This is a genomic window from Neisseria sp. P0013.S005, assembly GCF_051958425.1.
In the GTDB taxonomy this organism is placed as follows: Bacteria; Pseudomonadota; Gammaproteobacteria; order Burkholderiales; family Neisseriaceae; genus Neisseria; species Neisseria subflava.
This window is the reverse complement of record NZ_JBQCVL010000003.1, coordinates 38606-63859: the sequence shown is the minus strand read 5'-3', so window position 1 is coordinate 63859 and position 25254 is coordinate 38606. Positions and strand designations below refer to the sequence as shown.

General features: G+C 47.2%; 28 protein-coding genes and 1 pseudogene. 19 read left to right on the top strand and 10 right to left on the bottom strand.

What is annotated here, in order from left to right; translation table 11 throughout:
- Positions 1-67 precede the first annotated feature (67 nt).
- The 3 genes and pseudogenes from ACTHTA_RS04330 to ACTHTA_RS04320 form a co-directional block, all read left to right on the top strand.
- Positions 68-406, top strand: coding sequence for a glutaredoxin family protein (locus ACTHTA_RS04330; RefSeq protein ID WP_241479528.1), 339 nt, complete (start codon positions 68-70; stop codon positions 404-406).
- A 96-nt stretch (positions 407-502) separates the two neighbouring features.
- Positions 503-1678, top strand: coding sequence for a radical SAM family heme chaperone HemW (gene hemW, locus ACTHTA_RS04325; RefSeq protein ID WP_308887265.1), 1176 nt, complete (start codon positions 503-505; stop codon positions 1676-1678).
- Positions 1679-1737: 59 nt separating this feature from the next.
- A pseudogene (locus ACTHTA_RS04320) lies at positions 1738-1845 on the top strand (opacity family porin); the annotation flags it as partial.
- Positions 1846-1956: 111 nt separating this feature from the next.
- Here ACTHTA_RS04320 and ACTHTA_RS04315 read toward each other — a convergent pair.
- The 7 genes from ACTHTA_RS04315 to ruvB all read right to left on the bottom strand — a co-directional run bounded on the left by ACTHTA_RS04315 (position 1957) and on the right by ruvB (position 7116).
- On the bottom strand, positions 1957-2325 hold the full coding sequence (locus ACTHTA_RS04315) for a VanZ family protein (protein ID WP_070632916.1): 369 nt from the start codon (positions 2323-2325) through the stop codon (positions 1957-1959).
- Complete coding sequence (locus tag ACTHTA_RS04310; RefSeq protein ID WP_036472378.1) at positions 2322-2531, bottom strand: hypothetical protein; 210 nt, start codon at positions 2529-2531, stop codon at positions 2322-2324. The genes ACTHTA_RS04315 and ACTHTA_RS04310 overlap by 4 nt, the downstream gene beginning before the upstream one ends.
- A 103-nt stretch (positions 2532-2634) precedes the next feature.
- Entirely contained in the window at positions 2635-3213 is a 579-nt protein-coding gene (gene pth / locus ACTHTA_RS04305; protein WP_254346280.1) for an aminoacyl-tRNA hydrolase, read from the bottom strand.
- Positions 3214-3267: 54 nt separating this feature from the next.
- The gene (locus tag ACTHTA_RS04300) at positions 3268-3540 is read right to left on the bottom strand and encodes an RnfH family protein (RefSeq protein WP_308887264.1); all 273 of its coding nucleotides are present in this window, start codon (positions 3538-3540) and stop codon (positions 3268-3270) included.
- Positions 3533-3964, bottom strand: coding sequence for a type II toxin-antitoxin system RatA family toxin (locus ACTHTA_RS04295; protein ID WP_003683270.1), 432 nt, complete (start codon positions 3962-3964; stop codon positions 3533-3535). Before ACTHTA_RS04295 ends, ACTHTA_RS04300 begins: the two co-directional genes overlap by 8 nt.
- A 90-nt stretch (positions 3965-4054) precedes the next feature.
- Complete coding sequence (locus ACTHTA_RS04290) at positions 4055-5962, bottom strand: ATP-binding cassette domain-containing protein (RefSeq protein WP_440364138.1); 1908 nt, start codon at positions 5960-5962, stop codon at positions 4055-4057.
- A gap of 122 nt (positions 5963-6084) precedes the next feature.
- The gene (gene ruvB, locus ACTHTA_RS04285) at positions 6085-7116 is read right to left on the bottom strand and encodes a Holliday junction branch migration DNA helicase RuvB (protein ID WP_308887261.1); all 1032 of its coding nucleotides are present in this window, start codon (positions 7114-7116) and stop codon (positions 6085-6087) included.
- Positions 7117-7332: 216 nt separating this feature from the next.
- Between ruvB and cmk the strand changes: the two genes are divergently transcribed.
- From cmk to ACTHTA_RS04235, 10 genes are all read left to right on the top strand, one after another.
- On the top strand, positions 7333-7992 hold the full coding sequence (cmk, locus tag ACTHTA_RS04280) for a (d)CMP kinase (RefSeq protein ID WP_308887259.1): 660 nt from the start codon (positions 7333-7335) through the stop codon (positions 7990-7992).
- A gap of 154 nt (positions 7993-8146) precedes the next feature.
- Positions 8147-9832, top strand: a complete 1686-nt coding sequence (gene rpsA / locus ACTHTA_RS04275) for a 30S ribosomal protein S1 (protein ID WP_152333218.1) — start codon at positions 8147-8149, stop codon at positions 9830-9832.
- A gap of 10 nt (positions 9833-9842) precedes the next feature.
- The gene (locus tag ACTHTA_RS04270; RefSeq protein ID WP_003678992.1) at positions 9843-10157 is read left to right on the top strand and encodes an integration host factor subunit beta; all 315 of its coding nucleotides are present in this window, start codon (positions 9843-9845) and stop codon (positions 10155-10157) included.
- 260 nt (positions 10158-10417) lie between these two features.
- Positions 10418-11554, top strand: coding sequence for a cell division protein ZapE (gene zapE / locus ACTHTA_RS04265; RefSeq protein ID WP_308887257.1), 1137 nt, complete (start codon positions 10418-10420; stop codon positions 11552-11554).
- 93 nt (positions 11555-11647) lie between these two features.
- On the top strand, positions 11648-12073 hold the full coding sequence (gene ndk / locus ACTHTA_RS04260) for a nucleoside-diphosphate kinase (RefSeq protein ID WP_063075507.1): 426 nt from the start codon (positions 11648-11650) through the stop codon (positions 12071-12073).
- 168 nt (positions 12074-12241) lie between these two features.
- Positions 12242-13330: a 23S rRNA (adenine(2503)-C(2))-methyltransferase RlmN gene (gene rlmN / locus ACTHTA_RS04255; protein ID WP_308887256.1), complete on the top strand. Its 1089-nt coding sequence runs from the start codon at positions 12242-12244 to the stop codon at positions 13328-13330.
- Between the two features lie 8 nt (positions 13331-13338).
- Positions 13339-14094 carry a type IV pilus biogenesis/stability protein PilW gene (gene pilW, locus ACTHTA_RS04250; RefSeq protein WP_063075505.1) on the top strand — a complete coding sequence of 252 codons (756 nt, stop codon included), beginning with the start codon at positions 13339-13341 and terminating at the stop codon, positions 14092-14094.
- Positions 14095-14979 (top strand): helix-turn-helix domain-containing protein, encoded by an 885-nt coding sequence (locus tag ACTHTA_RS04245; RefSeq protein ID WP_308887255.1) that lies wholly within the window; start codon positions 14095-14097, stop codon positions 14977-14979.
- A 1-nt stretch (position 14980) separates the two neighbouring features.
- A complete protein-coding gene (ispG, locus tag ACTHTA_RS04240; RefSeq protein WP_308186610.1) occupies positions 14981-16246 on the top strand; it encodes a flavodoxin-dependent (E)-4-hydroxy-3-methylbut-2-enyl-diphosphate synthase in 1266 nt (421 codons plus the stop codon).
- Between the two features lie 33 nt (positions 16247-16279).
- The gene (locus ACTHTA_RS04235; RefSeq protein WP_049329646.1) at positions 16280-17125 is read left to right on the top strand and encodes a DUF817 domain-containing protein; all 846 of its coding nucleotides are present in this window, start codon (positions 16280-16282) and stop codon (positions 17123-17125) included.
- A 58-nt stretch (positions 17126-17183) separates the two neighbouring features.
- On the opposite strand, the gene ACTHTA_RS04230 is transcribed toward ACTHTA_RS04235, so the two are convergent.
- Together ACTHTA_RS04230 and ACTHTA_RS04225 are read right to left on the bottom strand one after the other, a co-directional pair.
- Positions 17184-18725, bottom strand: coding sequence for an L-lactate MFS transporter (locus ACTHTA_RS04230; RefSeq protein ID WP_440364137.1), 1542 nt, complete (start codon positions 18723-18725; stop codon positions 17184-17186).
- A 224-nt stretch (positions 18726-18949) separates the two neighbouring features.
- The gene (locus ACTHTA_RS04225) at positions 18950-19531 is read right to left on the bottom strand and encodes a superoxide dismutase (RefSeq protein WP_003683473.1); all 582 of its coding nucleotides are present in this window, start codon (positions 19529-19531) and stop codon (positions 18950-18952) included.
- Positions 19532-19685: 154 nt separating this feature from the next.
- On the opposite strand from ACTHTA_RS04225, the gene dnaB reads away from it, so the two are divergent.
- The 6 genes from dnaB (at position 19686) to ACTHTA_RS04195 (ending at position 24533) form a co-directional block, all read left to right on the top strand.
- Positions 19686-21092, top strand: a complete 1407-nt coding sequence (gene dnaB, locus ACTHTA_RS04220) for a replicative DNA helicase (protein ID WP_308887253.1) — start codon at positions 19686-19688, stop codon at positions 21090-21092.
- Positions 21093-21249: 157 nt separating this feature from the next.
- Positions 21250-21915, top strand: a complete 666-nt coding sequence (locus ACTHTA_RS04215) for a GspH/FimT family pseudopilin (RefSeq protein WP_308887252.1) — start codon at positions 21250-21252, stop codon at positions 21913-21915.
- 15 nt (positions 21916-21930) lie between these two features.
- A complete protein-coding gene (gene pilV / locus ACTHTA_RS04210) occupies positions 21931-22578 on the top strand; it encodes a type IV pilus modification protein PilV (RefSeq protein ID WP_308887251.1) in 648 nt (215 codons plus the stop codon).
- Positions 22579-22580: 2 nt separating this feature from the next.
- Positions 22581-23516, top strand: a complete 936-nt coding sequence (locus ACTHTA_RS04205; RefSeq protein WP_308887250.1) for a PilW family protein — start codon at positions 22581-22583, stop codon at positions 23514-23516.
- Positions 23495-24040 (top strand): pilus assembly PilX family protein, encoded by a 546-nt coding sequence (locus ACTHTA_RS04200; protein ID WP_308887249.1) that lies wholly within the window; start codon positions 23495-23497, stop codon positions 24038-24040. Before ACTHTA_RS04205 ends, ACTHTA_RS04200 begins: the two co-directional genes overlap by 22 nt.
- A gap of 4 nt (positions 24041-24044) precedes the next feature.
- Positions 24045-24533, top strand: coding sequence for a PilX family type IV pilin (locus tag ACTHTA_RS04195; RefSeq protein WP_308887248.1), 489 nt, complete (start codon positions 24045-24047; stop codon positions 24531-24533).
- Between the two features lie 52 nt (positions 24534-24585).
- Here ACTHTA_RS04195 and ACTHTA_RS04190 read toward each other — a convergent pair whose 3' ends face one another.
- Positions 24586-25206 carry a Smr/MutS family protein gene (locus tag ACTHTA_RS04190; protein WP_308887247.1) on the bottom strand — a complete coding sequence of 207 codons (621 nt, stop codon included), beginning with the start codon at positions 25204-25206 and terminating at the stop codon, positions 24586-24588.
- Positions 25207-25254: the final 48 nt, after the last annotated feature.

Below are 25254 nucleotides of genomic sequence, written 5' to 3'. Positions count from 1 at the left end.
GGCCGTCTGAAACCTTCAGACGGCCTACCTCACATTCATTCCCATGCCCAAGCCCACACCTGAAGAATTGGCAGCCTTTGCAAAACACGTCGCTGCCTTCATCCCAACCACACCTGACGAACTTCTGCAACTCATTGACAGTCAAGAAACTGCTATCGCCTTTTTAGGCAAACCAAGCTGTTCATACTGTCGCCGTTTTGTTGCAAAACTGTCTACCGTTTCCTTAAACAAGCAGCTTACCATCCGCTTTACAGACAGCAGCAACAAAGCAGCTTTAAAAACTTTTCGTGAACAACACGGCATCAAAACTGTTCCCGCTCTACTCAAAATCTCACAAGGCAAAATAAAATCCGTCTGCAATTCCAAATTATCAGAAGAAGAAATTGAAGCTTTTTTGAGCGCTTAGACTTTGCAAATTTCCTACTGATTACTTTCCCAACCAACATTTCAGTTAAAATAACGGCCTAAAAATTTCAGACGGCCTTGAGCCTCAACATATACCATGACCCAAATCACCTTCCAACGCCCCGGCCAGCTAACCGCCCTGCCTCCTTTATCACTCTATATCCACATTCCTTGGTGCATCAAAAAATGCCCGTATTGCGACTTTAATTCCCACAGCCTGAAAAACGGCCTGCCGGAAGAAGCCTATATCGATGCCCTATTAACCGACCTGCAGCTTGAATTGCCCAATATTTGGGGCAGACCGGTAGAAACCATATTTTTCGGCGGCGGTACACCCAGCCTGTTTCAGGCGGAATCGATTGACCGCTTGTTAAGCGGCGTGCGTTCGCTGTTGCGCTTGCAACCCGAAGCGGAAATTACTTTGGAAGCCAATCCGGGCACATTTGAAATTGAGAAGTTTCAAGGATTTAAAGACGCAGGCATTACGCGCCTGTCTATCGGCGTACAAAGTTTTAACGACGATATGCTGACTAGATTGGGACGCGTTCACAATGGTAAAGAAGCTCTGACAGCCATTGATACTGCATTGAAATTATTTGACAAAGTCAATATCGATTTGATGTATGCCCTGCCAAACCAAACCGTTCAGACGGCCTTAAACGATGTCCAAACCGCTATCGCAACAGGCGTATCTCATATCAGCGCATATCATCTGACAATGGAACCGAACACGCCTTTCGGTCATACGCCGCCCAAAGGATTGCCGCAAGATGAAGCAGCTTTGGATATTGAAGATGCCGTACACGGCGAATTGGAAGGCGCAGGCTTTATTCACTACGAAACATCGGCTTTTGCAAAACCTGGTATGCAGTGCCGCCATAATTTGAACTATTGGCAGTTCGGCGATTACTTGGGCATAGGCGCGGGCGCACACGGCAAAATTTCCTATCCCGACCGTATCGAACGAACTGTCCGCCGTCGCCACCCCAACGACTATCTTGCCGCTATGCAAAGCAATCCGCATGAAGCCGTTGAACGCAAAACCGTTGCTGCTGAAGACCTTCCATTCGAGTTCATGATGAATGCCCTGCGCCTGACCGACGGTGTACCTGCTTCAATGCTACAGGAACGTACCGGCGTACCCACTGCAAAAATCATGGCACAAATCGAAACCGCCAGACAAAAAGGCCTGCTTGAATCAGACCCGACCGTGTTCCGCCCGACCGAGCAAGGCCGTTTGTTCTTAAACGACTTGTTACAGTGTTTTTTATAAGTGCTTTTTTACAACAGTTGAAACATTTTTAGATTTGCTTAATTTACGACAAGAAAATACAAAACGTTGCCTTGGATGCAGGCTATCGCTATAACCACTGGAGCAAGATCAATAACGTTAAGCTCCATTCCCACGAAGTATATGCCGGTGTACGCGTAACGTTCTAATATTTGAATGCTTGTCATGAAGCAATCATTGCTTCAAATATCAAGTAACAAAAGGCCGTCTGAAACCTGTTTCTCAGGATTTCAGACGGCCTTTAATTTTTTTAAATATGTCTAACTTTTTGCTGCTTTTACTTTTTCTGCAAACCACAGCGCCGCCGCAGCACCTGCCATATCGGCAATACCGTCCGCGATCGAACCTTGGCGCGTAGCAGTCAGAAATGCCTGGGCCAACTCACTTCCTACTGCAAACAATAAAGCGGCAAGCAGAATGCCTTTATAGGGTATTTCCCTATTCTCTTGAATAAATATTTTTGCGCACAGCCATGCCTGACCGAAGAAAAGTCCGAAATGGCCGACTTTATCAAAATGGGGAAATGGTGGAGCGCTATTGCCGCCCTCTTTGAAAAGTAAGGCATAAATGGCGGCGGCAAACCAGATCAAGGCAGCGGCAGTAAATTTGTTTAATGGTAAGGCTTTCATTTGTCTGCCTCTTCATCCAGCCATGTTTGACAGATGTCTGCCAAGCGGACAAATTTTCCACCACGCGCCTTCAAAATATCACGCCATTGTGCCACTTCTTCTGCATCCGGTGCATCTTCAATACTGCATTCGTAAAGGCAGAAGTCTAATGTTTCGCCAACAATGCCTGGGGCTTCGGTCTGCATAAGGCTGGTCAGTTCGCTCATATTTACTGTTTCTTCGATTGGTTTATCGCTAGCCAGACTGCGCCGTCCGTTTTCAGGCCGTCTGAACATGATGCGCAAGGTTGCCTGTTTGATTCGGGTACGCTTACTTACTGTGTAAAAAACGTGTTGCTTCTTCCCATTCGCCATTCAACACGGCTGGCAATCCTTGCAGGGATTTGGCGATGGAGTCATCAATTTGCTGTCTATGTTCCGCCGACGGTTTATTCAACACATAACCGACAACCAGATTACGGTCGCCCGGATGATCAATACCTAAGCGCAGGCGGTAGAAATTAGGCGTACCCAAACGAGTCTGAATGTCTTTGAGGCCGTTGTGTCCGCCGTTGCCGCCGCCAAGTTTGAATTTGATACGGCCGCATGGAATATCCAGCTCGTCATGAACCACCAAGATCTCCTCCGGCTTGATTTTGTAAAATTGAGCCAAAGCGGCTACTGCCTGACCGGAGCGGTTCATAAAGGTCATGGGTTTGAGCAGCCAAACATCGCCATCCGGCGTAGTGGCGCGCGCTACTTCGCCGTAAAATTTCTTTTCGTCTTTAAAATTGACTTTCCATTTCCACGCCAGTTCGTCCAACAGCCAAAAGCCGACATTGTGGCGCGTTTGTTCGTATTCTTGGCCTGGATTGCCCAAACCGACGATTAATTTAATTTTCAAGCTCATTACTGTTCTTTCAGTTTGACAGGCCGTCTGAAAAAGTTTCAGACGGCCTTTGATTTATTCTTGCCCTGCGCGTTTACGTCGCGCTTCTTTCGGATCAATCAACAATGGACGATAGACCTCAATCCGATCACCATCGCGCAACACAGTCTCGCCTTTCACAGCCTTGCCGAAAATACCCAAAGGCGCTTGCTGTAAATCCAACTCTGGGAACTCCACCTCCAATCCGCTTTGCAGGGCAGCTTCGCGTACGGTTGTACCTTCGACAACGGTCATGCTCTTCAACACTTGCCTATCGGCCAGTCCGTAAACAATTTCAATCTCAAGCATAGCGGCGGTCGGCCTCTTTGATAAAAGCATCCACCAGCGTACCGGCGAGATGGCCGAACACTGGGGAAATCATGGCAGAGAGTACTGCATTGGAAAAATCGTATTCTAATCTGAATTCGACTTTACACATATCATCGCCCAAGTCGATAAATTTCCAAGTGCCGCGCAGGGTTTTAAACGGCCCTTCGAGCAAATCCATGCGGATTTCCTGCCCCGGGATATTGTGGTTGTGCGTCGCAAATGACTGTTTGACGCGCATATAGTCCATAAACAGGCGCGCTTTTAGTTCGTTGCCTTTGCGTTCGATGACTTCGGTCTTGCTGTACCACGGCAAAAATTTTGGATAGTCCTCAACTTTGTCCACCAGCTCAAACATTTCCTTAGCACTATGCAGCACCAATACGTTTTTCTCGACTTTTTTCATGTTGGTTGTAGGCCTTGTTTTTGAATATTTGGGGTTCAGACGGCATGATTTAGAAAAATATCTGCCCTACTTTGGGACAAAATTCCCAATTTAAACCGCTTCGCCATTTTGTTTCGCTTCCAGCCATTCCCAGCGTTCCAGTTTTTCCAAAAGCGACATCTCAATTTCTTCAGCCCTGCTTTGTAACGCACCTGCTTTTTCGTAATCTTTGAAAATTTCAGAATCGGAAAGCTGCGCGTTGATTTCTGCCTGTTCGGTTTCCAAGGCGGCGATTTCGTCGGGCAGGGCGTCGAGTTCGCGCTGTTCTTTGTAGGAAAGTTTGACCGTGCGGTTGGCTTTGGGTTTGACTTTTTCAGGCTCGGCAACCGCTTTAGGCGCAGAGGCCGTTTGAATTTTATCTTCCCGCGATTTTGCGTTGATATAATCCTGATAGCCGCCGATGTATTCTTTCAGACGGCCTTGTCCTTCGAAAACAATGCTTTGGGTAATCACGTTATCCAAGAACATACGGTCATGCGAGACAAGGAATACCGTGCCTTGATAATCACGCAGCAAATCTTCGAGCAGCTCTTGAGTGTCGATGTCCAAGTCGTTGGTCGGTTCGTCCAAGACCAAAATATTGGCGGGACGGGTAAAGAGTTTTGCCAGCAAAAGGCGGTTGCGTTCGCCGCCTGAGAGCGATGAAACAGGACTTTGTGCGCGAGCCGGATGAAACAGGAAATCTTCCAAATAACTCATCACATGCTTTTTCTTACCGCCGACTTCAACGTAATCATTGCCCTGTCCGAGCGTGTAAAACACAGTATCATTTTCGTTCAACGCGCTGCGGAACTGGTCGAAATAGGCAACCTCTTGCTTACTGCCGATGCGGATTCTGCCGTAGGTCGGCTGCAATTCGCCCAAAATCAGCTTGAGGAAGGTGGTTTTGCCAATACCGTTTGGACCGATTAAACCGATTTTGTCGCCGCGTTGCAAAATGGCGGAGAATTTGTCCATGATAACTTTGTCGCCATAGGCAAACGAAGCGTGTTCCAATTCGGCGATGATTTTGCCACTTTTCTCGCCGCTGTCGAGCTTGAAGTTGACCTGCCCTTGTACATTGCGGCGTTCGGCGCGCTGGCGGCGCAGCTCTTCCAAACGGCGCACGCGGCCTTCATTACGGGTACGGCGCGCTTCAATGCCTTTGCGTATCCACGCTTCTTCCTGCGCGTGGAATTTGTCAAACAGGCGGTTATGTTCCGCTTCAACCGCTAATTCCTGCGCTTTTTTCTCGCTATATTTAGAGAACGATCCGGGATAGGAGCGCAGAATGCCGCGGTCTAGTTCGACGATGCGCGTAGCGATATTATCCAAAAAACGGCGGTCGTGGGTAATCACAACCAAGCTGCCTTCAAACGCTTTAAGCAGATTTTCCAGCCAAATAATCGCGTCAATGTCCAAATGGTTGGTCGGCTCGTCCAGCAGCAATACGTCGGGCTTTTGCACCCAAGCCTGCGCCAAGGCGACGCGCTTTTTCTGACCGCCGGAAAGATTGCCGATTTTTTCGTTTTCCGGCAAACCGAGTTCCCCCAAAGTCTGCTTGACTGCCGCATCCAGTTTCCAGCCGTCCTTCGCTTCGATTTCAAGCTGTAATTCGTTGAGTTCTTTCAATAAGGTTTCACTTGAACCATTTTCCAACTCATGGCTGACGCGGTGGTAACGGCGCAGCAGGTCGCGGATTTCGCCCAAGCCTTTGGCGACGGTGTCGAATACGGTGGCTTCTTTGTCGAAAAACGATTCCTGCGGCACATAAACGATTTTGAGGTTGTTTTGAATGATAATCTGCCCGTCGTCGAGCTTCTGCACGCCGGCGAGGATTTTTAGAAACGAAGATTTACCCGCGCCGTTGCGGCCGATTAAGCCGATTTTTTCGCCGCTGTCGAGTTGGAAGGAAGTTTTGTCGAGCAGGGCGACATGGCCGACGGCAAAGGAAGCGTTTTCTACGGATAAGATATTCATGGGGAAACTTCAAAAAAGAAAAGGGGGACATTTTAACCGATTATCGGCAGATATCTGCCGATAATCATATGAAATTGAAAGTATCAGGCCGTCTGAAAGCAGTTTTCAGACGGCCTTCATCATTATTCTTGAACCTTCAAGCCGAAATGCAGATAGGCTCGTTCGGTTGCTACGCGTCCGCGCGGTGTACGCTGCAAAAAGCCCTGCTGAATCAGATATGGTTCAATCACATCTTCGATGGTATCGGTCGATTCGCCAATCGCAGCAGCCACGTTTTCCAAACCGACAGGACCACCGCTGAACTTGTGCAGAATCGCCTCAAGGAATTTCCTGTCCATTACATCCAAACCTTGCCCGTCCACATCCAACATACTCAAAGCCGCATCAGCAATTTCCGCATCAATGACGCCGTTGTTTTTCACATCGGCATAATCGCGCACTCGTCGCAAAAGGCGGTTGGCAATACGCGGCGTACCGCGGCTGCGCTTGGCCACTTCCATCGCGCCCTCGTCGCCCATATCCAACTGCAACAACTGGGCAGAACGGGCAACAATAGTCGCCAAATCTTTATTCTGATAAAACTCTAATCGGGATACGATACCGAAACGGTCGCGCAAAGGATTGGTCAGCATACCGGCACGGGTCGTCGCGCCTACCAATGTAAACGGCGGCAAATCGATTTTGACCGAACGCGCGGCCGGTCCTTCGCCTATCATGATGTCCAACTGATAATCTTCAAGCGCAGGATAAAGGATTTCTTCAACCACAGGACTTAAACGGTGGATTTCATCGATAAACAGCACATCATGCGGCTCGAGATTGGTCAACAAGGCTGCAAGGTCGCCGGCACGTTCCAAAACTGGGCCGCTGGTTTGGCGCAAATTAACGCCTAACTCTTTGGCGATAATGTGCGCCAAAGTAGTTTTGCCCAAACCCGGAGGGCCAAACAACAAAGTGTGGTCAAGCGCTTCGCTACGTTTTTTCGCCGCCTGAATAAAAATGGCCAACTGCTCTTTTGCCTTATCCTGCCCGATATAGTCGTCTAAAGTTTTCGGACGTAAAGCGCGTTCAAGCAATTCTTCCTGAGCGGAAATATTTTGAGCAGTGATAATGCGCTGAGGTTGTGCAGAAGTAAGATTATCAGTTTGTAACATAATGTTTCTAAATTCTAAGACCGTTCCCGACCCGTTATTTCAGACGGCCCGAACAATCAGATAAAGCGGTTAAATTATGATTTTGGCCATTATACCCGATAAGGCCGAACCACTTTTCCCTCAAATCTAAATCACACAAAAATTTTCGTTTTCAGACGGCCAAAGCAACGTATAATAAATGGTTAATTCAAATACCTATCGCATTCAGGAGAATACATGAGCCTCAAGCAAAAAGTTATCGCCATCGACGGCCCCAGCGCATCCGGTAAAGGGACGGTTGCCTCACGCGTAGCCGAAGCCTTGGGTTTTCTTTACCTCGACTCCGGTGCGCTTTACCGCCTGACCGCGCTTTACGCACAAAAACAAAATGTTGCCTGGTCAGATGAAGACGCCGTCAGCACACTGGCAGAAACTTTACCCGCACAATTTGAAGGCAGCGTCGTATTATTGAATGGCGAAAATGTATCCGAGCAAATCCGTACCGAAGCGATCGGCATGGGCGCATCTGCCGTCGCGCAGTTGCCTAAAGTGCGCACAGCCCTTTTGCAGCGCCAACGCGACTTCCTAACCGAAAAAGGTTTGGTCGCCGACGGCCGAGATATCGGCTCGGTTATTTTCCCTGATGCCGCATTAAAAATTTTCCTAACCGCGAGTGCCAATGTCCGCGCCCAACGTCGTGCAAAGCAACTCGGTATCCCATGCGAAGGGGTTGCATTCGAGCGTATTTTGTCGGACATTGAAGCGCGCGACGAAGCAGACCGCCGCCGCCCTGTTGCTCCGTTGAAACAGCTGCCCGATGCCCTGCTTTTAGACACTGATAACCTTTCTATCGAAGAAGCTGTAAAAAAAGTGCTTGATTGGTATCATAAAGTTTAAAATTTGGAGTATAATCGCGAAGTTTTCATTTCAGACGGCCTGTTAACCCTATAACAAGGCCGTCTGAAAACATTTCCCAACCTGCTGCGCCAAGGACGGCAGGTCATTTCAAACCTAACCCGCACCCCTTGGCGGTGTACCGAAAAGAGTATATATGACTATGGAAAATTTTGCCCAGCTGCTGGAAGAAAGCTTTACCCTGCAAGAGATGAACCCAGGTGAAGTGATTACTGCCGAAGTAGTCGGCATCGATCAAAACTTCGTTACCGTTAACGCAGGTCTGAAATCAGAATCTCTGATTGATGTTGCTGAATTCAAAAACGCTCAGGGCGAGATTGAAGTTAAAGTTGGCGATTTCGTTACCGTTACCATCGAATCTGTTGAAAACGGCTTCGGCGAAACCAAACTGTCCCGCGAAAAAGCCAAACGCGCTGCCGACTGGATCGCTTTGGAAGAAGCTATGGAAAACGGCGACATCTTGTCCGGCGTTATCAATGGCAAAGTCAAGGGTGGTCTGACTGTTATGATCAACAGCATCCGCGCATTCCTGCCGGGTTCTTTGGTTGACGTACGTCCTGTAAAAGACACTTCTCACTTCGAAGGCAAAGAAATTGAATTCAAAGTGATCAAACTGGACAAAAAACGCAACAACGTTGTTGTGTCCCGCCGCGCTGTTCTGGAAGCTACTTTGGGTGAAGAACGCAAAGCCTTGCTGGAAAACCTGCAAGAAGGTTCAGTTATCAAAGGTATCGTTAAAAACATCACCGATTACGGTGCATTCGTTGACTTGGGTGGCATCGACGGTCTGTTGCACATCACCGACTTGGCATGGCGCCGTGTGAAACACCCAAGCGAAGTTTTGGAAGTTGGTCAAGAAGTAGAAGCCAAAGTCCTGAAATTCGACCAAGACAAACAACGCGTTTCTCTGGGTATGAAACAACTGGGCGAAGATCCTTGGAGCGGCCTGACCCGTCGTTACCCACAAGGTACCCGCCTATTCGGTAAAGTATCCAACCTGACTGACTACGGTGCGTTCGTTGAAATCGAACAAGGCATCGAAGGTTTGGTACACGTTTCCGAAATGGATTGGACCAACAAAAACGTACACCCAAGCAAAGTTGTTCAACTGGGTGACGAAGTTGAAGTCATGATCCTGGAAATCGACGAAGACCGCCGCCGTATCTCTTTGGGTATGAAACAATGCCAAGCCAATCCTTGGGAAGAATTTGCCGCCAACCACAATAAAGGCGACAAAATCTCCGGTGCGGTTAAATCTATCACTGACTTCGGCGTATTCGTAGGCCTGCCCGGCGGTATCGACGGTCTGGTTCACCTGTCTGACCTGTCTTGGACTGAAGCTGGCGAAGAAGCTGTACGCAAATACAAAAAAGGCGAAGAAGTGGAAGCCGTTGTATTGGCAATCGACGTTGACAAAGAGCGTATCTCTTTGGGCATCAAACAACTGGAAGGCGATCCTTTCGGTAACTTCATCAGCGTAAACGACAAAGGTTCTTTGGTTAAAGGTTCTGTGAAATCTGTTGACGCCAAAGGTGCCGTTGTTGCCCTGTCTGACGAAGTAGAAGGCTACCTGCCTGCTTCCGAATTCGCAGCTGACCGCGTTGAAGATCTGACCACCAAACTGAAAGAAGGTGATGAGGTTGAAGCCGTTATCGTAACCGTCGACCGCAAAAACCGCAGCATCCGCCTGTCTGTTAAAGCTAAAGACGCTAAAGAAAACCGCGAAGCGCTGAATTCAGTTAACGCCGCTGCAACTGCCAATGCCGGTACTACCAGCCTGGGCGACTTGCTGAAAGCCAAACTGTCCGGCGACCAAGAATAAGGTTGCAGACATGACGAAGTCTGAATTGATGGTTCGCCTCGCAGAAGTGTTTGCCGAGAAAAATGGCAACCAACTGCTGGCTAAAGATGTCGAATACAGTGTAAAAGTCTTGGTTGATACCATGACCCGCTCACTGGCTCGTGGACAACGTATCGAAATCCGCGGCTTCGGCAGCTTCGATTTGAACCACCGCCCTGCCCGTATCGGGCGCAACCCAAAAACCGGCGAACGCGTGGAAGTGCCAGAAAAGCATGTTCCTCACTTCAAACCGGGTAAAGAGTTGCGTGAGCGTGTAGACTTGGCATTGCAAGAAAGTGCTCATTAATACTTAGTAGCAAAACGCCGCAGAAATGCGGCGTTTTTTTATTTTCTCAAGAAATACCAAAGCCGGCTCTTTTCACGCATACCTTAATCGCACACTCTTTCAACTATATTTACTACAATGCTTTTGCAAAAAACGCAGGCCGTCTGAAATCATTTATAATAGACCGACTATTCTGTAATGAAAACATCATTCCAACTGCTGTCCAAACTATTGCGGATGATGTTTCAACTATCGCCAGCAAAACATAATAAAGGTTACACATGAGCAATAGAGACCAACTATTCACACCACCTCCATTTGAAAACCACAGCCCATTGACTTGGTATCAAGCTGCAGCCGAACAGCCTAACTTTATCCGCGACGAAGCCCAAGCGCGAGCCATTGAATATTTGGATCGTTTGTGGACCGAGCTGATGATGTTCAAACGCAAACGCAACCGTTTTCTCGGCCGTAGCTTGCGTTCCCCCCAAGTACCTAAAGGACTCTATTTTTATGGCGGCGTAGGACGTGGTAAAAGTTTCTTGATGGATGCTTTTTTCGGCTGTCTCCCTTATCGTCGCAAGCGTCGCGTGCATTTCCATGCCTTCATGGCCGAAATCCATCAGCGCCTTAAAGTCTTGAAAAGCGAAGCCAATCCCTTAAAAGCCGTTGCAACAGAAATTTCCAAAGAAACACGAGTTTTGTGTTTTGACGAGTTTCACGTCAGCGATATTGCCGATGCCATGATTTTGGGTCGCTTGCTGGAAAACCTGTTGAGTGAAGGTGTCGTCTTGGTAGCCACTTCCAACTACGCCCCATCCGAACTCTATCCTCAAGGCCAAAACCGCAGTAGCTTTCTGCCAACCATCGCTCTTATCGAGTCCAACCTGACTGTTTTAAATGTGGATGGCGGCGAAGATTACCGCTTGCGTACGTTGCGTCCTGCCGAAATTTTCTTTGTCCCCAATAATGAAGAAAACGAGCAAAAACTGGCTGCTTTATTTAAAGAAATGAGCGGAATCTCTGAATTAAACCCAGGCATCAGCATTATTCATGGACGGGAAATTCCTCATAAAGCCCAGTCAGAACGCGCCATCTGGTTTGATTTCCGCGCATTATGTTTTGGCCCGCGCTCACAAGCTGACTATTTGTATTTAGCCGAACATTACGAGATGGTTTTCCTTTCAGGATTAGAACGCCTAACCCCTCAAGAAAAAGCAGAAGCACGCCGTCTGACATGGTTAATTGACGTTTTATACGATTTCCGTGTGAAGCTGTGCGCTACCAGCGCAGTTGGCGTAAACGATATTTACGTCGAAGGCGATTTTGCAGAAGAATTTACCCGTACGGCCAGCCGTATGATCGAAATGCAATCTGAAGTCTACTTGGAACAACTGCACCTGACTTTAAGCAAATAATGCCTTTCCCAAAAAGGGGCGAAATTTGGTAGAATACACTTCCCTGCCTCTTGGCTACGACAACTTACCTTTCAATAAAAACAAGGACATAACATGGCCATAGAACGTACGATTTCCATCATCAAACCCGATGCAGTAGAAAAAAACGTCATCGGCAAGATTTACAGCCGCTTTGAAGAAAACGGTTTGCGCATTATTGCGGCAAAAATGAAACATCTCTCTGAGCGTGAAGCAAAAGAGTTTTATGCCGTACACAAAGGCCGCCCTTTTTATGAAGACTTGGTTAAATTCATGACACGCAATCCTGTCATGATTCAAGTATTGGAAGGTGAAAACGCCGTTGCCAAAAATCGTGAACTGATGGGTGCAACCAATCCAGCCGATGCAGCTCCTGGCACAATCCGTGCCGACTTTGCAGAGTCTGTCAGTGTTAATGCCGTACATGGTTCTGACAGCGTTGAAAATGCTGCGATTGAAATTGCTTACTTCTTCAGCCAAAGCGAAATCTGCCCTCGCTAAGAATAAAAGCCTGTAGCCGCTTTACGGCCGTCCGATTCATATCGGACGGCAAAACTGCTTTGTATGCACTACAAATTAAAGGCCGTCTGAAAACCCAAAGGCTTTTAAAGCAAAGCTGCCCAATAAGCCCCTTTGCTTTAAAAGCTTTACTGAGAAACATAAAAATACATGAAAACCAATCTACTGAATTACGATTTAAACGGACTGACGCAACACTTTGCCGAAATGGGCGAAAAGCCTTTTCGTGCCAAGCAGGTAATGCGTTGGATGCATCAAGCCGGTGCACAAAACTTTGAAGAAATGACTGACTTGGCCAAATCATTGCGTGCCAAGTTAAATGAACAAGCCACAATCGAAGTGCCTAAATTAATGATGGCACAAGAATCTACGGATGGCACGCGCAAATGGTTGCTGGATGTCGGCACGGGCAACGGTGTAGAAACCGTTTTCATTCCCGAGGCTGAACGCGGTACTTTGTGCATCTCTTCCCAAGTCGGTTGCGCATTGGAATGCACCTTCTGCTCTACCGGACGACAAGGTTTCAACCGCAACCTGACTGCCGCTGAAATTATCGGTCAACTTTGGTGGGCCAATAAAGCCATGGGCGTTACCCCTAAAAACGAACGCGTTATCTCCAACGTGGTGATGATGGGTATGGGCGAACCCATGGCAAACTTTGACAATGTTGTTACCGCTTTGAGCATTATGCTGGATGATCACGGCTACGGCTTGAGCCGCCGTCGTGTGACCGTTTCCACTTCGGGTATGGTTCCACAAATGGACAGACTGCGTGACGCAATGCCTGTTGCTTTGGCTGTGTCTTTACACGCATCCAACGATGAAGTGCGCGATCAGATTGTTCCCCTCAACAAAAAATACCCGCTTAAAGAATTGATGGCGGCCTGTCAACGTTATTTGGTCAAAGCACCCCGTGACTTTATTACCTTTGAATACGTTATGCTCAACGGCATCAACGATAAAGCGCAACATGCGCGCGAATTGATTGAGTTGGTTAAAGACGTACCATGCAAATTCAATCTGATTCCGTTCAATCCTTTCCCAAATTCCGGCTACGAACGTTCTACCAATGAAAATATCCGTGTCTTCCGCGATATTCTGCAACAAGCCGGCTTTGTCGTTACTGTCCGCAAAACCCGCGGCGACGATATCGATGCAGCTTGCGGACAATTGGCCGGACAAGTACAAGATAAAACACGTCGCCAACAAAAATGGCAACAGATTTTGGTCGAACAATAAGGTTAATTATGAAAATTAAGTTCGGATTCGCTTTACTTACCGCACTGACTCTTTCTGCCTGCGCTTCCTCTTCCGGCCCAAGCCCTAAAGAACGTGCCATTCAAGTTTCTAATATCAAAACCCAACTGGCTGTGGAATATATGCGCGGCCAAAACTACCGCCAAGCTACTGAAAGTATCGAAGAGGCGCTTAAGTCCAATTCAAAAAATGACCTTGCTTGGTTGGTACGCGCCGAGATTTATCAGTATTTGAAGGTCAAAGATAAAGCTCAGGAAAGCTTTCTTAAAGCATTGTCTTTAAAACCTGATAGCGCGGAAGTCAACAACAACTACGGTTGGTTCTTGTGCAATCAAATGAATGCACCGGCCGAATCTTTGGCTTACTTTGACAAAGCACTGGCCGACCCAACCTACCCAAGCCCCTTTATTGCCAATATGAATAAAGGCATTTGCAGTGCAAGGTTAGGCCAATACTCCTTAGCCCAAGCCTATTTGGAAAGGTCTTTAGCAGCGAATCCACAATTCTTCCCTGCTTTCAAAGAACTTGCCCGAACCAAAATGATGGCAGGCAATCTGAACGATGCCGACTATTATTTCCGCCAATACCAAAGCAAAGTTGATGTCCTTCAGGCTGACGATTTGCTTTTAGGCTGGCGTTTGGCTACTGCCTTGGGCAATAAACACGCCGCATACGAATACGAAGCCCAACTTAGGGCAAACTTCCCTTATTCAGACGAACTACAAACCGTCACAACAGGCCACTAAATGGAAAATAACGATAAAATCAACTACAACACACAAGCCGCCAAAACATTGGGGGATGAATTACGCAAACACAGAACTGATGCCAAAATTGATATTCAAGATGTTGCTTCACGTTTGAAACTGTCTGCCGAACAAATTGATGCTTTGGAAAAAGGGGAATATTCAGGCTTTCCCGGTTTAGTCTTTGTTTCAGGCTATCTGCGTTCATATGCACGATTTTTGAAAATCGACGAACAAACCATCGCCAAACATTTGCTCTCCATTACTCCGCAACTTGAAGACCATGTATACGCGGTAACACGCAGTGCCAACACCGGCTTAAGCTACCAAGACACTGAAAAGCAAGGTTTCCCAAAATGGATATTGGGGATAGCCGCACTGGCTTTGGCTGTAGGCGGTGTTTACTTTTGGCAAAGCAAATCCAGTTTTGAAAACGAACAGGCAAATATTCAAAACAGCAAAGATGTTGCTGATACGATGAAAACGCCTGCCTTAAAAACGGATAATGTTGCCGTTAGCGAAATGACGGAAGACGGCAAAAAAGAAATAACCAATAAGCCTGAAGTGACTAATGATCAAGCTGCCTCAGCAGCTTCCGCCGTCGTACAAGAAGAGAAGCCTGCCGTCAAAGTTGAGAAAGACGAACTTTGGATTAAAGTTCAATACCGAAGCAATCTGATCATTACAGACAAAGATGGAAAAGTAGTATTCAGCCGTATCGTTCCGGCCGGAAGCGAACAACGTCTGAGAGGCGGCGCGCCTTACAATGTTTGGCTCGGTATTGCAGCCGGCTCTGAAGCCAATTACGGCGGCACACCTATCGAACCTTTGAAATACCGTGTTGCCGGTGAAAAATCCGCCTCTTTTGTTGCAGGAAAAAACTAAAATGACCACACCTAAACGCCGTCAGACACATCAAGTCAAAATTGACCACCTCATCATCGGCTCCGAGGCGCCCGTTCTTGTCCAATCCATGACCAATACGGATACGGCAGATGCCGCAGCAACTGCCCGACAAGTCAAAGAATTGAGCGATGCCGGCTCGGAAATGGTTCGTATCACAGTCAATACTCCTGAAGCGGCTTCCAAAGTAGCCGAAATCCGCAGCCGCTTAGACGATATGGGCTACACCACCCCCCTGATTGGTGATTTCCATTTTAATGGCGAACGCTTATTGGCTGAATTTCCTGAGTGCGGCAAGGCCTTGGCCAAATATCGGATTAACCCGGGCAATGTCGGTAAAGGTGCAAAAGGCGATGAAAAATTTGCCTTTATGATCCGTACTGCCGCAGAAAACAATAAAGCCGTACGCATCGGTGTGAACTGGGGTTCGCTTGATCAAAGCCTTGCCAAGCGCATGATGGATGCCAACTTAGCTTCTGCCACACCGAAACCGCCTGAAGAAATCATGAAAGAGGCTTTGATTGTTTCTGCGCTGGAGTCGGCAGAAAAAGCCGTGGCTTTGGGCTTGCCTGAAGACAAAATTATTTTGTCGTGCAAGGTCAGCGCCGTACAAGACTTGATTCAGGTTTACCGCGAATTAGGCAGCCGTTGCCGTTACCCGCTCCATCTCGGTCTGACTGAGGCAGGCATGGGCAGCAAGGGTATTGTGGCCTCCACTGCAGCTTTGTCCGTATTGTTGCAAGAAGGTATCGGCGACACCATTCGAATCTCCCTTACGCCCGAACCCGGCTCCCCGCGTACACAAGAAGTCATTGTCGGTCAGGAAATCCTGCAAACCATGGGCTTGCGCTCCTTTACGCCAATGGTTACAGCCTGCCCGGGTTGCGGCCGTACCACCAGTACCGTATTCCAAGAATTGGCTCAAGACGTACAAAACTATTTACGCCAGAAAATGGCTGTTTGGCGCACTGAATATCCAGGTGTTGAATCATTGAACGTCGCCGTAATGGGGTGCGTGGTAAATGGTCCGGGCGAAAGCAAGCTTGCCGATATCGGTATCAGCCTGCCCGGTACAGGCGAAACACCGGTTGCGCCGGTTTATGTAGACGGCGAGCGGAAAGTCACCCTCAAAGGCGACAATATCGCTGCAGAGTTTTTACAAATCGTTGAAGATTATGTCAAAACCAACTACTGTGAGGGCGGCGCAAAACGTAAGCAAAACCGCGTCATTCCGATTCAATCTGCCTAAAACATTTTCAAGATAAAGAGGCCGTCTGAAAATATGTTGGGCAAACTGGATACTTGGCTGACTGAGCACCCCAAACGCAAGGATTTGCATAGTTGGCGACGCTTTATCGTTGAATTTTGGTTTTTCGGTTTGAAAGAAGCACGAGCCTGCTTATTTGCAGGCTTGTTTTTCATTGCCATGTTTCTTGTTCCGAAAACAGGCTGGTTGGGAATTTCGCGCTACGACCTGCTACTGATTTTTGCCATCTCCGTACAAGCAGCCATGCTGTATTTCAAGCTGGAAACTTGGGATGAAGTGAAATCGATTACGCTGTTTCACTTGGTGGGCTTTGCTTTGGAATGGTTCAAGACATCAGGCGATATCCAGTCTTGGAGCTATCCTGATGAGGCTTATACCAAAATTGGCGGCGTACCGCTGTTTGCAGGCTTTATGTATGCCGCAGTCGGCAGCTATATCATTCAAGCATGGCGGCTGTTTGACCTCAAAATCAAAAACCATCCGCCGTATTGGTTGGGCACTTTGTGCGCACTGGCGATTTATATCAATTTCTTCACCCATCACTATATCGGCGACTATCGCTGGTATCTTGCAGCTTTTGCTCTCGGCCTATACGCCCGGACAACGGTCTTATACACACCCTATGACACCACTCGCAAAATGCCCCTCCTGCTCGCTTTCGTCCTGATCGGATTTTTTATTTGGCTGGCGGAAAATTTGGGAACCCTATTCGGCGTTTGGCGCTATCCCAACCAAATCGGCGCATGGGCATCAGTACACATCAGCAAATGGAGTTCATGGGCTTTACTGGTGATGATGACTTTTACCATCGTTGCAAATTTAAAACACATCAAACATACCATCAGCGTATCGAAAGATTAGTTATTTAACATTTGAAAAGGCCGTCTGAAACTTTCAGACGGCCTTTAATTTTCAACAATCAATTAAACAAACTTAAGGCTTTAACAAACACCATAATGACACCATAGCATAAAGGGATGCAAACCAAAGCCCAGCGCCACCATATACCGATACCGCCCGCTGATACTTTCTTGCTGATCAAATAGGCATCGGATACAGCGGTTTCATCATCGGGGTTGCCGCTATGTGCCGCGACCTTAATGTCCTTCTCGTGATGCTTTTCGTGAACCGAACGGACACTCAAATTACACAGCAAACCGACAATCAACAAACCTGCCATGATGTACATGGTAATGCTATAAGCCTCGGCAGCCGGAACGCCGCTTTCAATTTGACTTTGGCGGATATAGTTGACCAACACCGGGCCGATAACGGCCGCAGTTGACCATGCCAGCAAAATCCTGCCGTGGATTGCACCGACTTGATAAGTGCCGAACAAATCCTTCAGATACGCCGGAATCGCTGCGAAACCGCCGCCATACATGGAAATGATGACGCAAAACCCAATAACAAACAAAGCCTTATTACCGCTCTCTCCAATAGACGGAATGGCAAAATACAACAGCGAGCCGAGCACAAAGAAAATGGTATAAGTATTTTTACGCCCGATTTTGTCTGACACGCTGGACCACAAAAAGCGGCCGCCCATATTAAACAGGCTCAACAGACTCACAAAACCTGCCGCCGCACCCGCGCCAATGGCAGCCTGTTTACCGACAGAAGTTTCAGAAAACAGCTCCTGAATCATGACCGAAGCCTGACCCAAAACGCCGATACCCGCCGTCACGTTCAAGCACAACACCCAAAACAAGAGCCAAAATTGCGGCGTCTTCATGGCTTCGGAAACATTGACGTGATTACTGCTGACCAATTTGCTTTTGATTTTCGGCGCAACATAACCTTTAGGTTTCCAGCCATCGGCAGGTATGCGGATGGTAAACGCACCGAACATCATCAACACCAGATAGAACAACCCTAAGACGACAAAAGCCTGCGCTACGCCAACCGAAGTTTCACTGGAGAAAAAATTCATCAGCGACACGGATAAAGGCGAAGCCAACATCGCGCCGCCACCAAAGCCCATAATCGCCAAACCTGTCGCCATACCCGGTTTATCGGGAAACCATTTCATCAGTGTCGATACAGGCCCAATATAGCCCAAGCCCAAACCGACCCCGCCAATCACACCGTTGCCCAAATAAAGCAAAAACAGATTGTGCGTATGGACGCCAATCGCCGAGACAAAAAAGCCCAAGCTAAAGCAGCAGGCAGCAACAAACATCGCCTTACGCGGCCCAACGCGTTCCATCCAAGTACCGAACATAGCCGCAGACGCGCCCAACATCGCCAAGGCAATACTGAAAATCCAACCTACCGTGGTCAGCTTCCAATCTCCTATAGCCGACTCAGTAATACCGATAAGCTTGGTCAGCGGCGCATTGAACACGGAATAAGCGTATATCTGCCCGATGGCAAGATGCACGGCCAAAGCGGCAGGCGGTACCAGCCAACGATTAAAGCCGGGTTTGGCAATGGTCGCCTCACGGTCTAGAAATTTCATAAAATCCTCTTGTCTATGTGTGTCAAACGCTGATTCCATATCATGCGGAATCAAAAAAATTGTTGACAATATTTTAGCATAATCTCCCCTTTATCCTTTTTTTTGCTCCATGATAATTTTGCGCATCAGACAGAAAAAACATTCATCTAAACCATCTCTTCACGCCAATATTGACAAAAAGGCCGTCTGAAAATTTTTCAGACGGCCTTTTCATCCATATCGTTTTATGCGGCGAAGCGTTTGGCAACTTCATCCCAGTTAACGATTTCCCAAAAACCTTTCAGGTAGTTAGGACGGCTGTTGCGGTAGTCGATGTAGTAGGCGTGTTCCCATACGTCGCAAGTCAACAGCGGAGTGTTTTCAGTAGTCAGCGGAGTACCTGCATTGGAAGTAGAAACCAGATCCAATTCACCGGCAGGCGTTTTCACCAACCATGCCCAACCTGAGCCGAAAGTACCGGCCGCGCAGGCATTGAACGCTTCTTGGAATTTCTCGAAGCTACCCCATTTAGCGTCGATGGCCGCAGCCAATTCGCCGGCAGGTTTGCCTTGACCTTTAGGGGTAAAGCCCAGCCAGTAGAAAGTGTGGTTCCAAGTTTGGGCAGCGTTGTTGAACATACCGCCGGAAGATTTTTTCACGATTTCTTCCAAAGGCATTTCTTCAAACTCAGTGCCTTTGATTTGATTGTTCAAATTGGTGATGTAAGTTTGATGGTGTTTGCCGTAGTGAAACTCCAAAGTTTCTTTGGTTAGATGAGGGGACAAGGCATCCAGTTCATAAGGCAATTGTGGCAGCTTGTGTTCCATTTTTATGCTCCTAATTATTGATATTTATATTTTGGTAGTGTGTGTTGTCAAATCGACAACATGGCTATTTTACCTGCTTTAGCCTAAACAAACCAATTGAACTTACACTGCGCTATAATAGTGGATTGCAATTTTCCAGCCAGAGATGCCCGTCATGAGCAATTATTCCGATATGCCGTCTGAAGACCGTGAAATCAGCGCATTGTCACTGCCGCCACATTCCACAGAAGCGGAGCAATCCGTCTTGGGCGGCCTGATGCTGGAAAATTCTGCTTGGGACCGTATTGCCGATGTCGTTTCCGGCGAAGATTTCTACCGCCACGAACACCGCCTGATTTTTCGTGCGATTGCCAACCTGATTAATGAAAGCCGTCCTGCCGACGTCATTACCGTTCAGGAAAGTTTGGAACGCAATGAAGAATTGGAAGCGGCAGGCGGATTCAACTATCTGATTACACTGGCGCAAAACACGCCATCCGCTGCCAATATCCGCCGCTACGCCGAAATCGTGCGCGAGCGTTCCATCATGCGCCAGCTTGCCGAAGTCGGTACAGAAATTGCACGCAGCGCATACAATCCGCAAGGGCGTGATGCAGGCCAGCTTTTGGACGAGGCAGAAAACAAAGTATTCCAAATCGCCGAAAGTACCGCCAAATCCAAACAAGGCTTCCTTGAGATGCCCGACCTTTTGAAAGAAGTGGTCGAGCGCATCGATATGCTTTATTCGCGCGACAATCCTGATGAGGTAACCGGCATATCGACAGGTTTTATCGACCTCGACAAAAAAACATCAGGCCTTCAACCGGGCGATTTGATTATCGTGGCGGGCCGTCCGTCTATGGGTAAAACCGCCTTTTCGATCAACATCGCAGAACACGTTGCCGTAGAGGGCAAACTGCCTGTCGCCGTATTTTCGATGGAGATGGGCGGTGCGCAGCTGGTTATGCGTATGCTGAGTTCAGTCGGACGTTTAGACCAAAGCGTTTTAAAAACCGGCAGATTGCAAGACGAACATTGGGGCCGTCTGAACGAAGCTGTCGTTAAACTCTCCGATGCACCCATGTATATCGATGAAACTCCGGGTTTGACCGCGCTTGAACTGCGCGCCCGCGCCCGCCGTCTTGCGCGCCAGTTCAACGGTAAATTGGGCTTGATCGTTATCGACTACCTGCAATTGATGTCTGGCTCCGGCCGTTCTGACAACCGTGCTTCCGAGCTTGGTGAAATCTCGCGCTCCCTCAAAGCATTGGCTAAAGAGTTGCAAGTTCCCATCATTGCCCTGTCGCAGTTGAGCCGTACAGTTGAGCAGCGTACCGACAAACGCCCGATGATGTCCGATTTGCGTGAATCCGGCGCAATCGAACAAGATGCCGACTTGATTATGTTCATGTATCGTGATGAATACTACAACTCAGAATCACCCGCAAAAGGCTTGGCGGAATGTATTATCGGCAAACACCGTAACGGTCCAGTCGGGAAAGTATTCCTCACTTGGATGGGTCAATTTACCAAATTTGATAATGCTGCCTATATTCCAGAATCCATGTTGATGGAAGATTGAGACAGATTGTCTGAAAAACTAACCGAATTTCATATTTTATTAGTCACGTATTACAAAATCGTTTAAAATAAATCTAATAAAAGCAAAAGCATTGCCACAGGCAAGTGCAAAAGAGAAAACGTCAGTTACCCAACACATTACTACCAAAAAATCACTCATGTATCAGACACAAAAAGGCTTCACCCTAATTGAGTTGCTGATCGTCATTACTATTGCAGCAGTAATGGCCGTCATCGCACTTCCCAATATGAATCAATGGATTGCCTCCAGACGTGCGGCATCGCAAGCAGAGCAAATTGCCAATCTGCTGCGCTTCGCGCGAAATGAGGCCGTCCGTCTCAATCTTCCCGTTTACATCTGCCCGGTCAAAATTAAATCCGATGGCTCGCCCAATAATGGTTGCGATTCCAAATATGCCGGTAATGGTATGTTGGCCTACGCTGATAAAAACGAAGATTCAAACTATAAAAATGATGGTGTCGATTTATCCATCCGCTCCATTATTCTTAATGGGGATACCGACAAAGTGGAATACAGCTTCAACTATATCCCTATCGGCAACGACCGTTCTGCTCTTTCTGCTTCAGCTTCAAAAGAAGTCTGGTGGAGATTTCTGCCCAATGGTACATTTGGCCATTCGACTGATGGCAAGAATTATCAATTTTCAGACGGCCACATCAAAATCAGCCTGACGGATAAATCTGCCGCCGATGCTGAAACCAAGAAAGCCCGTGCTACCGTACTTTTAATCAATGGTAATGGGCATGTCGAAATCTGTGCTAAAAACGATGAGCGCAAAATGTGCGAATACTCTTCCAAATAATAACAACGGTATCTTATGAACATTACTAATCCTACTCATCTCAGATTATTTAAAGGCCGTCTGAAAACGAGCTCAACAAGCTTTACCCCAAAACTTCAATCAGGTATGACCCTGATTGAAGTTTTGATTGCCATGTTTGTCCTTGCCATCGGTGTGCTTGCCCTTCTGGCTGTTCAATTGCGTACCGTATCCAACGTGCGCGAGTCTGAAAATCAAACCACAGTCGCCCAAATTACACAAAATCTAATTGAAGGCATGCTCATTAATCCGACGCTCTCTGAAGAAACCGATACTGCAGGGGAAAAAACCTCCCGTTATAAAAAATCCTATGATGCCTACCTAAAATCCGACTCTAAACAAACTGCAAAATTTGAAGCCAAAATGAGCAAAGCCCAACTTGCACAGGCTCAAATTGCACAGTTTAAAGCTGATTTAGCCAAAGCCCTTCCCGAAGCCCAAGTCTTCTCGACCATCTGCAAAGATTCTTCCGGTGCAGAGCCGACTTACGAAAATGGGTTTAACGCAAAATGCGATGGCAAAGGCGATACAACCATCGTGAAAGTTTTATGGTTGCAAGATGTTGAAGAAGAAAATAGCGCAAAAAATCTCAACACATCGGGGCATCACGTTGTCTATACCTACCAATCACGCGTAAGAGACTAACAATGAACAATAAACGCTTACTCAACCATATTACCAATAAAACCGCCATTCGTGGTTTTAGTATCCTTGAATTTCTGGTTGCCAGCCTGCTCAGCATGATCGTCTTAATGGCTGTCAGCTCCACTTACTTTACTGCGCGCGGATTAAACAAGTCTGCCAACGCCCGTATCGGTATCCAACAAGATTTGCGCAACGCCGCCAATATGATCGTCCGCGATGCGCGTATGGCAGGTAATTTCGGCTGCTTCAATATGGCGAATTTTCCTGCCTCTGCAGTGATAGAAGACAAAAGCTCGGATGAATATACATTGAAAACAGCCGGTGTGAATAAGCTGTTACCGGTTAAAGAAATCAATAAATTAAGCTATACAGGCTTTGTTCAAACTGGCAAAGCCCTGCTGTTCCAATACGGTATCGACAAAGCGGACTCTGCTGCAAAAACTGCCATTGCCAGCAGCTGCTCCGGTATTGCCAAACCTCACATAGAAATTAAAGATTTGGCTGCGGCAAAATCAGCTTTAAAAATTACCAACTCTGATCAAGACGGCAGTATCGCCATTATGAAACATGAAATGATTGCCTACGCTGTCGGTAAACTTGGCGAAGAGAGCGGTTTGTTCCGTTTCCAATTATCAAATGATGGCTCATGGAGTAATCCGCAGCTGTTAATTAAAGGCATCACTGCTATGGATATCCACTATATCTATGCAGAATGTCCTGATTCTGAAAATGCATCTGCCAGCGGATTGAATACAGAATCATTTGATTACAAAAACGCATTGGATATCTCAGCTAAGGCCAAGTCTCCGGCTTCTATCCAAATCGTACTGAATAACGGCAGTATTGACCCATCAAAAGAACAAGACAATAAAGTCGATATCTATAATATTAATGCCACCATCCGCGGAGGAAACGTATGCGCCGACAGATCACTCTAATCAAACCTGAACGGCAGCAGGGCTATGCTTTGTTTATCGTCTTAATGATGATGGTCGTCATCGCCCTGCTCGTGGTTACAGCCACCCAGTCCTACAATACCGAACAGCGTATCAGCACCAATGATGCCGACCGCAAACTGGCAACCACCCTAGCCGAAGCGGCACTGCGTGAAGGTGAAAATCAAATTTTTGATATTGAAGGTAAAAAGACTACTTTTACCGCAAAATGTGAAAAAGGTTTATGTTCCACACCAAACGTAAAATCCAATGACGATTTTACTGAAGAAGGCAACCCAACCGTAGATGCTTGGAAGCGAAAATGCGACAAAAGCCTGTGTATTGACGCCAATGGTACGGAATATCCTTTAGATAAAAAAAGTGGCATCGTAAATAATCCACGCTACATCATCGAATATTTAGGTAAAACGACAGAGGGTCGAATTACTTACCGCGTTACCGCCAAAGCATGGGGTAAGAATGCCAATACCCAAGTCGTTCTTCAGTCTTACGTTGCCAGCGAATAATATAATGAATACCACCTCTACCAAACAACTAGGCTTTACGCTGGTTGAGATGATGATTGCTGTCGCCATCTTAGCAATCCTGAGCGTCATTGCCATTCCCTCTTACAACCGCTACATTGAACGCGGCTACCAATCACAAGCGCATGCCGAGTTAGTCGCCATCAATTCTGCTTTTAAAAACCAGATGGTTAAAAATCCAAAGTGGAAAACTGATGAGATTAAAACTCAGTTGGATGACTTTATTTCCTCATACAAAGGCCATAAAGATTTGGCAGACAAATATAAATACTCTGCCGAAATGATTGATACCAGTAAAAGCCGGGCCTATCGTTTGAAAGCCATTCCCATCAAAACAGGCTATACCCTTTCCGTTTGGATGGATAGTTTGGGCAATGCTTACAAATGCACTGATATTGACTCTGCCAAAGATTCCAAAACTACAATGACCAATGGCAAAGGTTGCGAATCGGTTTCCAAAAAGAAATCTTCTTAATCTGACAAACATAAAAAAGCAGTGTCATTTTATCGACACTGCTTTTTTTATTTTACTGTTTCCAATCATCGTCTCGGCGTTGGCGTTTCAACAAGATCCTGACTGCGCCATCATTGCCTTGTCGAGGCTCGACATAAGCCAACACATCAGGATGCTGCATCAACCAGCGGCGCGTCATATTTTTCAAAACCGGTTTATAGCCTGCGGAACCCAAGCCGCTGCCGTGGACAATCTCGCCGCAAACGCCGCGTTTTTTCGTAAACTCAATAAATTCATTCAATACCTGCTGCGCTTCTTCCTGCGTATAGCCATGTAAATCCACATCAGCCACGACAGGATAATGGCCGTTTCGCAAACGCATCAAATCATTTTTACCCTGCCCGTTTTTACTGAACGAAGCCGGCGGTTCTTCCCAGCCGCCGCTGCCCACATAAAAATAATCTTCCTGCTCCAAAGTCGCCATTTCTTTAGGTCGCGGCTTGATCGGAGATTTATCACGGGGCTGTTCATAATAGTTACCCGCATTTTTCAACGGTATAACCTTACCAACTGCCTTACTGAAATCCATATCCTCTACCTGCTTTTTAGCCTTCGCTTCCGCTTCCCGCTCCGCTGCTTCCTGTTTCGCCTTTTTACCCAAAGCCTTCAGCGTTTCTTGAAAGTTTGCCGTCATGGTTTGTCCTTTCCAAAAAATTGATTGCGCACATTATAGCAAACCCGG

What these genes read in the sequence shown, in the direction of transcription:
- pilV (WP_308887251.1), top strand. Translation starts at nt 21,931, where the DNA reads ATGAACATTACTAATCCTACTCATCTCAGATTATTTAAAGGCCGTCTG.
- dnaB (WP_308887253.1), top strand. Translation starts at nt 19,686, where the DNA reads ATGAGCAATTATTCCGATATGCCGTCTGAAGACCGTGAAATCAGCGCA.
- ACTHTA_RS04245 (WP_308887255.1), top strand. Translation starts at nt 14,095, where the DNA reads ATGGAAAATAACGATAAAATCAACTACAACACACAAGCCGCCAAAACA.
- ACTHTA_RS04315 (WP_070632916.1), bottom strand. Translation starts at nt 2,325, where the DNA reads ATGAAAGCCTTACCATTAAACAAATTTACTGCCGCTGCCTTGATCTGG.
- hemW (WP_308887265.1), top strand. Translation starts at nt 503, where the DNA reads ATGACCCAAATCACCTTCCAACGCCCCGGCCAGCTAACCGCCCTGCCT.
- ACTHTA_RS04190 (WP_308887247.1), bottom strand. Translation starts at nt 25,206, where the DNA reads ATGACGGCAAACTTTCAAGAAACGCTGAAGGCTTTGGGTAAAAAGGCG.
- ACTHTA_RS04270 (WP_003678992.1), top strand. Translation starts at nt 9,843, where the DNA reads ATGACGAAGTCTGAATTGATGGTTCGCCTCGCAGAAGTGTTTGCCGAG.
- ruvB (WP_308887261.1), bottom strand. Translation starts at nt 7,116, where the DNA reads ATGTTACAAACTGATAATCTTACTTCTGCACAACCTCAGCGCATTATC.
- pth (WP_254346280.1), bottom strand. Translation starts at nt 3,213, where the DNA reads ATGAGCTTGAAAATTAAATTAATCGTCGGTTTGGGCAATCCAGGCCAA.
- cmk (WP_308887259.1), top strand. Translation starts at nt 7,333, where the DNA reads ATGAGCCTCAAGCAAAAAGTTATCGCCATCGACGGCCCCAGCGCATCC.
- ACTHTA_RS04290 (WP_440364138.1), bottom strand. Translation starts at nt 5,962, where the DNA reads ATGAATATCTTATCCGTAGAAAACGCTTCCTTTGCCGTCGGCCATGTC.
- zapE (WP_308887257.1), top strand. Translation starts at nt 10,418, where the DNA reads ATGAGCAATAGAGACCAACTATTCACACCACCTCCATTTGAAAACCAC.
- ACTHTA_RS04215 (WP_308887252.1), top strand. Translation starts at nt 21,250, where the DNA reads ATGTATCAGACACAAAAAGGCTTCACCCTAATTGAGTTGCTGATCGTC.
- rlmN (WP_308887256.1), top strand. Translation starts at nt 12,242, where the DNA reads ATGAAAACCAATCTACTGAATTACGATTTAAACGGACTGACGCAACAC.
- ndk (WP_063075507.1), top strand. Translation starts at nt 11,648, where the DNA reads ATGGCCATAGAACGTACGATTTCCATCATCAAACCCGATGCAGTAGAA.
- ispG (WP_308186610.1), top strand. Translation starts at nt 14,981, where the DNA reads ATGACCACACCTAAACGCCGTCAGACACATCAAGTCAAAATTGACCAC.
- ACTHTA_RS04195 (WP_308887248.1), top strand. Translation starts at nt 24,045, where the DNA reads ATGAATACCACCTCTACCAAACAACTAGGCTTTACGCTGGTTGAGATG.
- ACTHTA_RS04300 (WP_308887264.1), bottom strand. Translation starts at nt 3,540, where the DNA reads ATGCTTGAGATTGAAATTGTTTACGGACTGGCCGATAGGCAAGTGTTG.
- rpsA (WP_152333218.1), top strand. Translation starts at nt 8,147, where the DNA reads ATGACTATGGAAAATTTTGCCCAGCTGCTGGAAGAAAGCTTTACCCTG.
- ACTHTA_RS04200 (WP_308887249.1), top strand. Translation starts at nt 23,495, where the DNA reads ATGCGCCGACAGATCACTCTAATCAAACCTGAACGGCAGCAGGGCTAT.
- ACTHTA_RS04230 (WP_440364137.1), bottom strand. Translation starts at nt 18,725, where the DNA reads ATGAAATTTCTAGACCGTGAGGCGACCATTGCCAAACCCGGCTTTAAT.
- ACTHTA_RS04295 (WP_003683270.1), bottom strand. Translation starts at nt 3,964, where the DNA reads ATGAAAAAAGTCGAGAAAAACGTATTGGTGCTGCATAGTGCTAAGGAA.
- pilW (WP_063075505.1), top strand. Translation starts at nt 13,339, where the DNA reads ATGAAAATTAAGTTCGGATTCGCTTTACTTACCGCACTGACTCTTTCT.
- ACTHTA_RS04310 (WP_036472378.1), bottom strand. Translation starts at nt 2,531, where the DNA reads ATGAGCGAACTGACCAGCCTTATGCAGACCGAAGCCCCAGGCATTGTT.
- ACTHTA_RS04235 (WP_049329646.1), top strand. Translation starts at nt 16,280, where the DNA reads ATGTTGGGCAAACTGGATACTTGGCTGACTGAGCACCCCAAACGCAAG.
- ACTHTA_RS04205 (WP_308887250.1), top strand. Translation starts at nt 22,581, where the DNA reads ATGAACAATAAACGCTTACTCAACCATATTACCAATAAAACCGCCATT.
- ACTHTA_RS04225 (WP_003683473.1), bottom strand. Translation starts at nt 19,531, where the DNA reads ATGGAACACAAGCTGCCACAATTGCCTTATGAACTGGATGCCTTGTCC.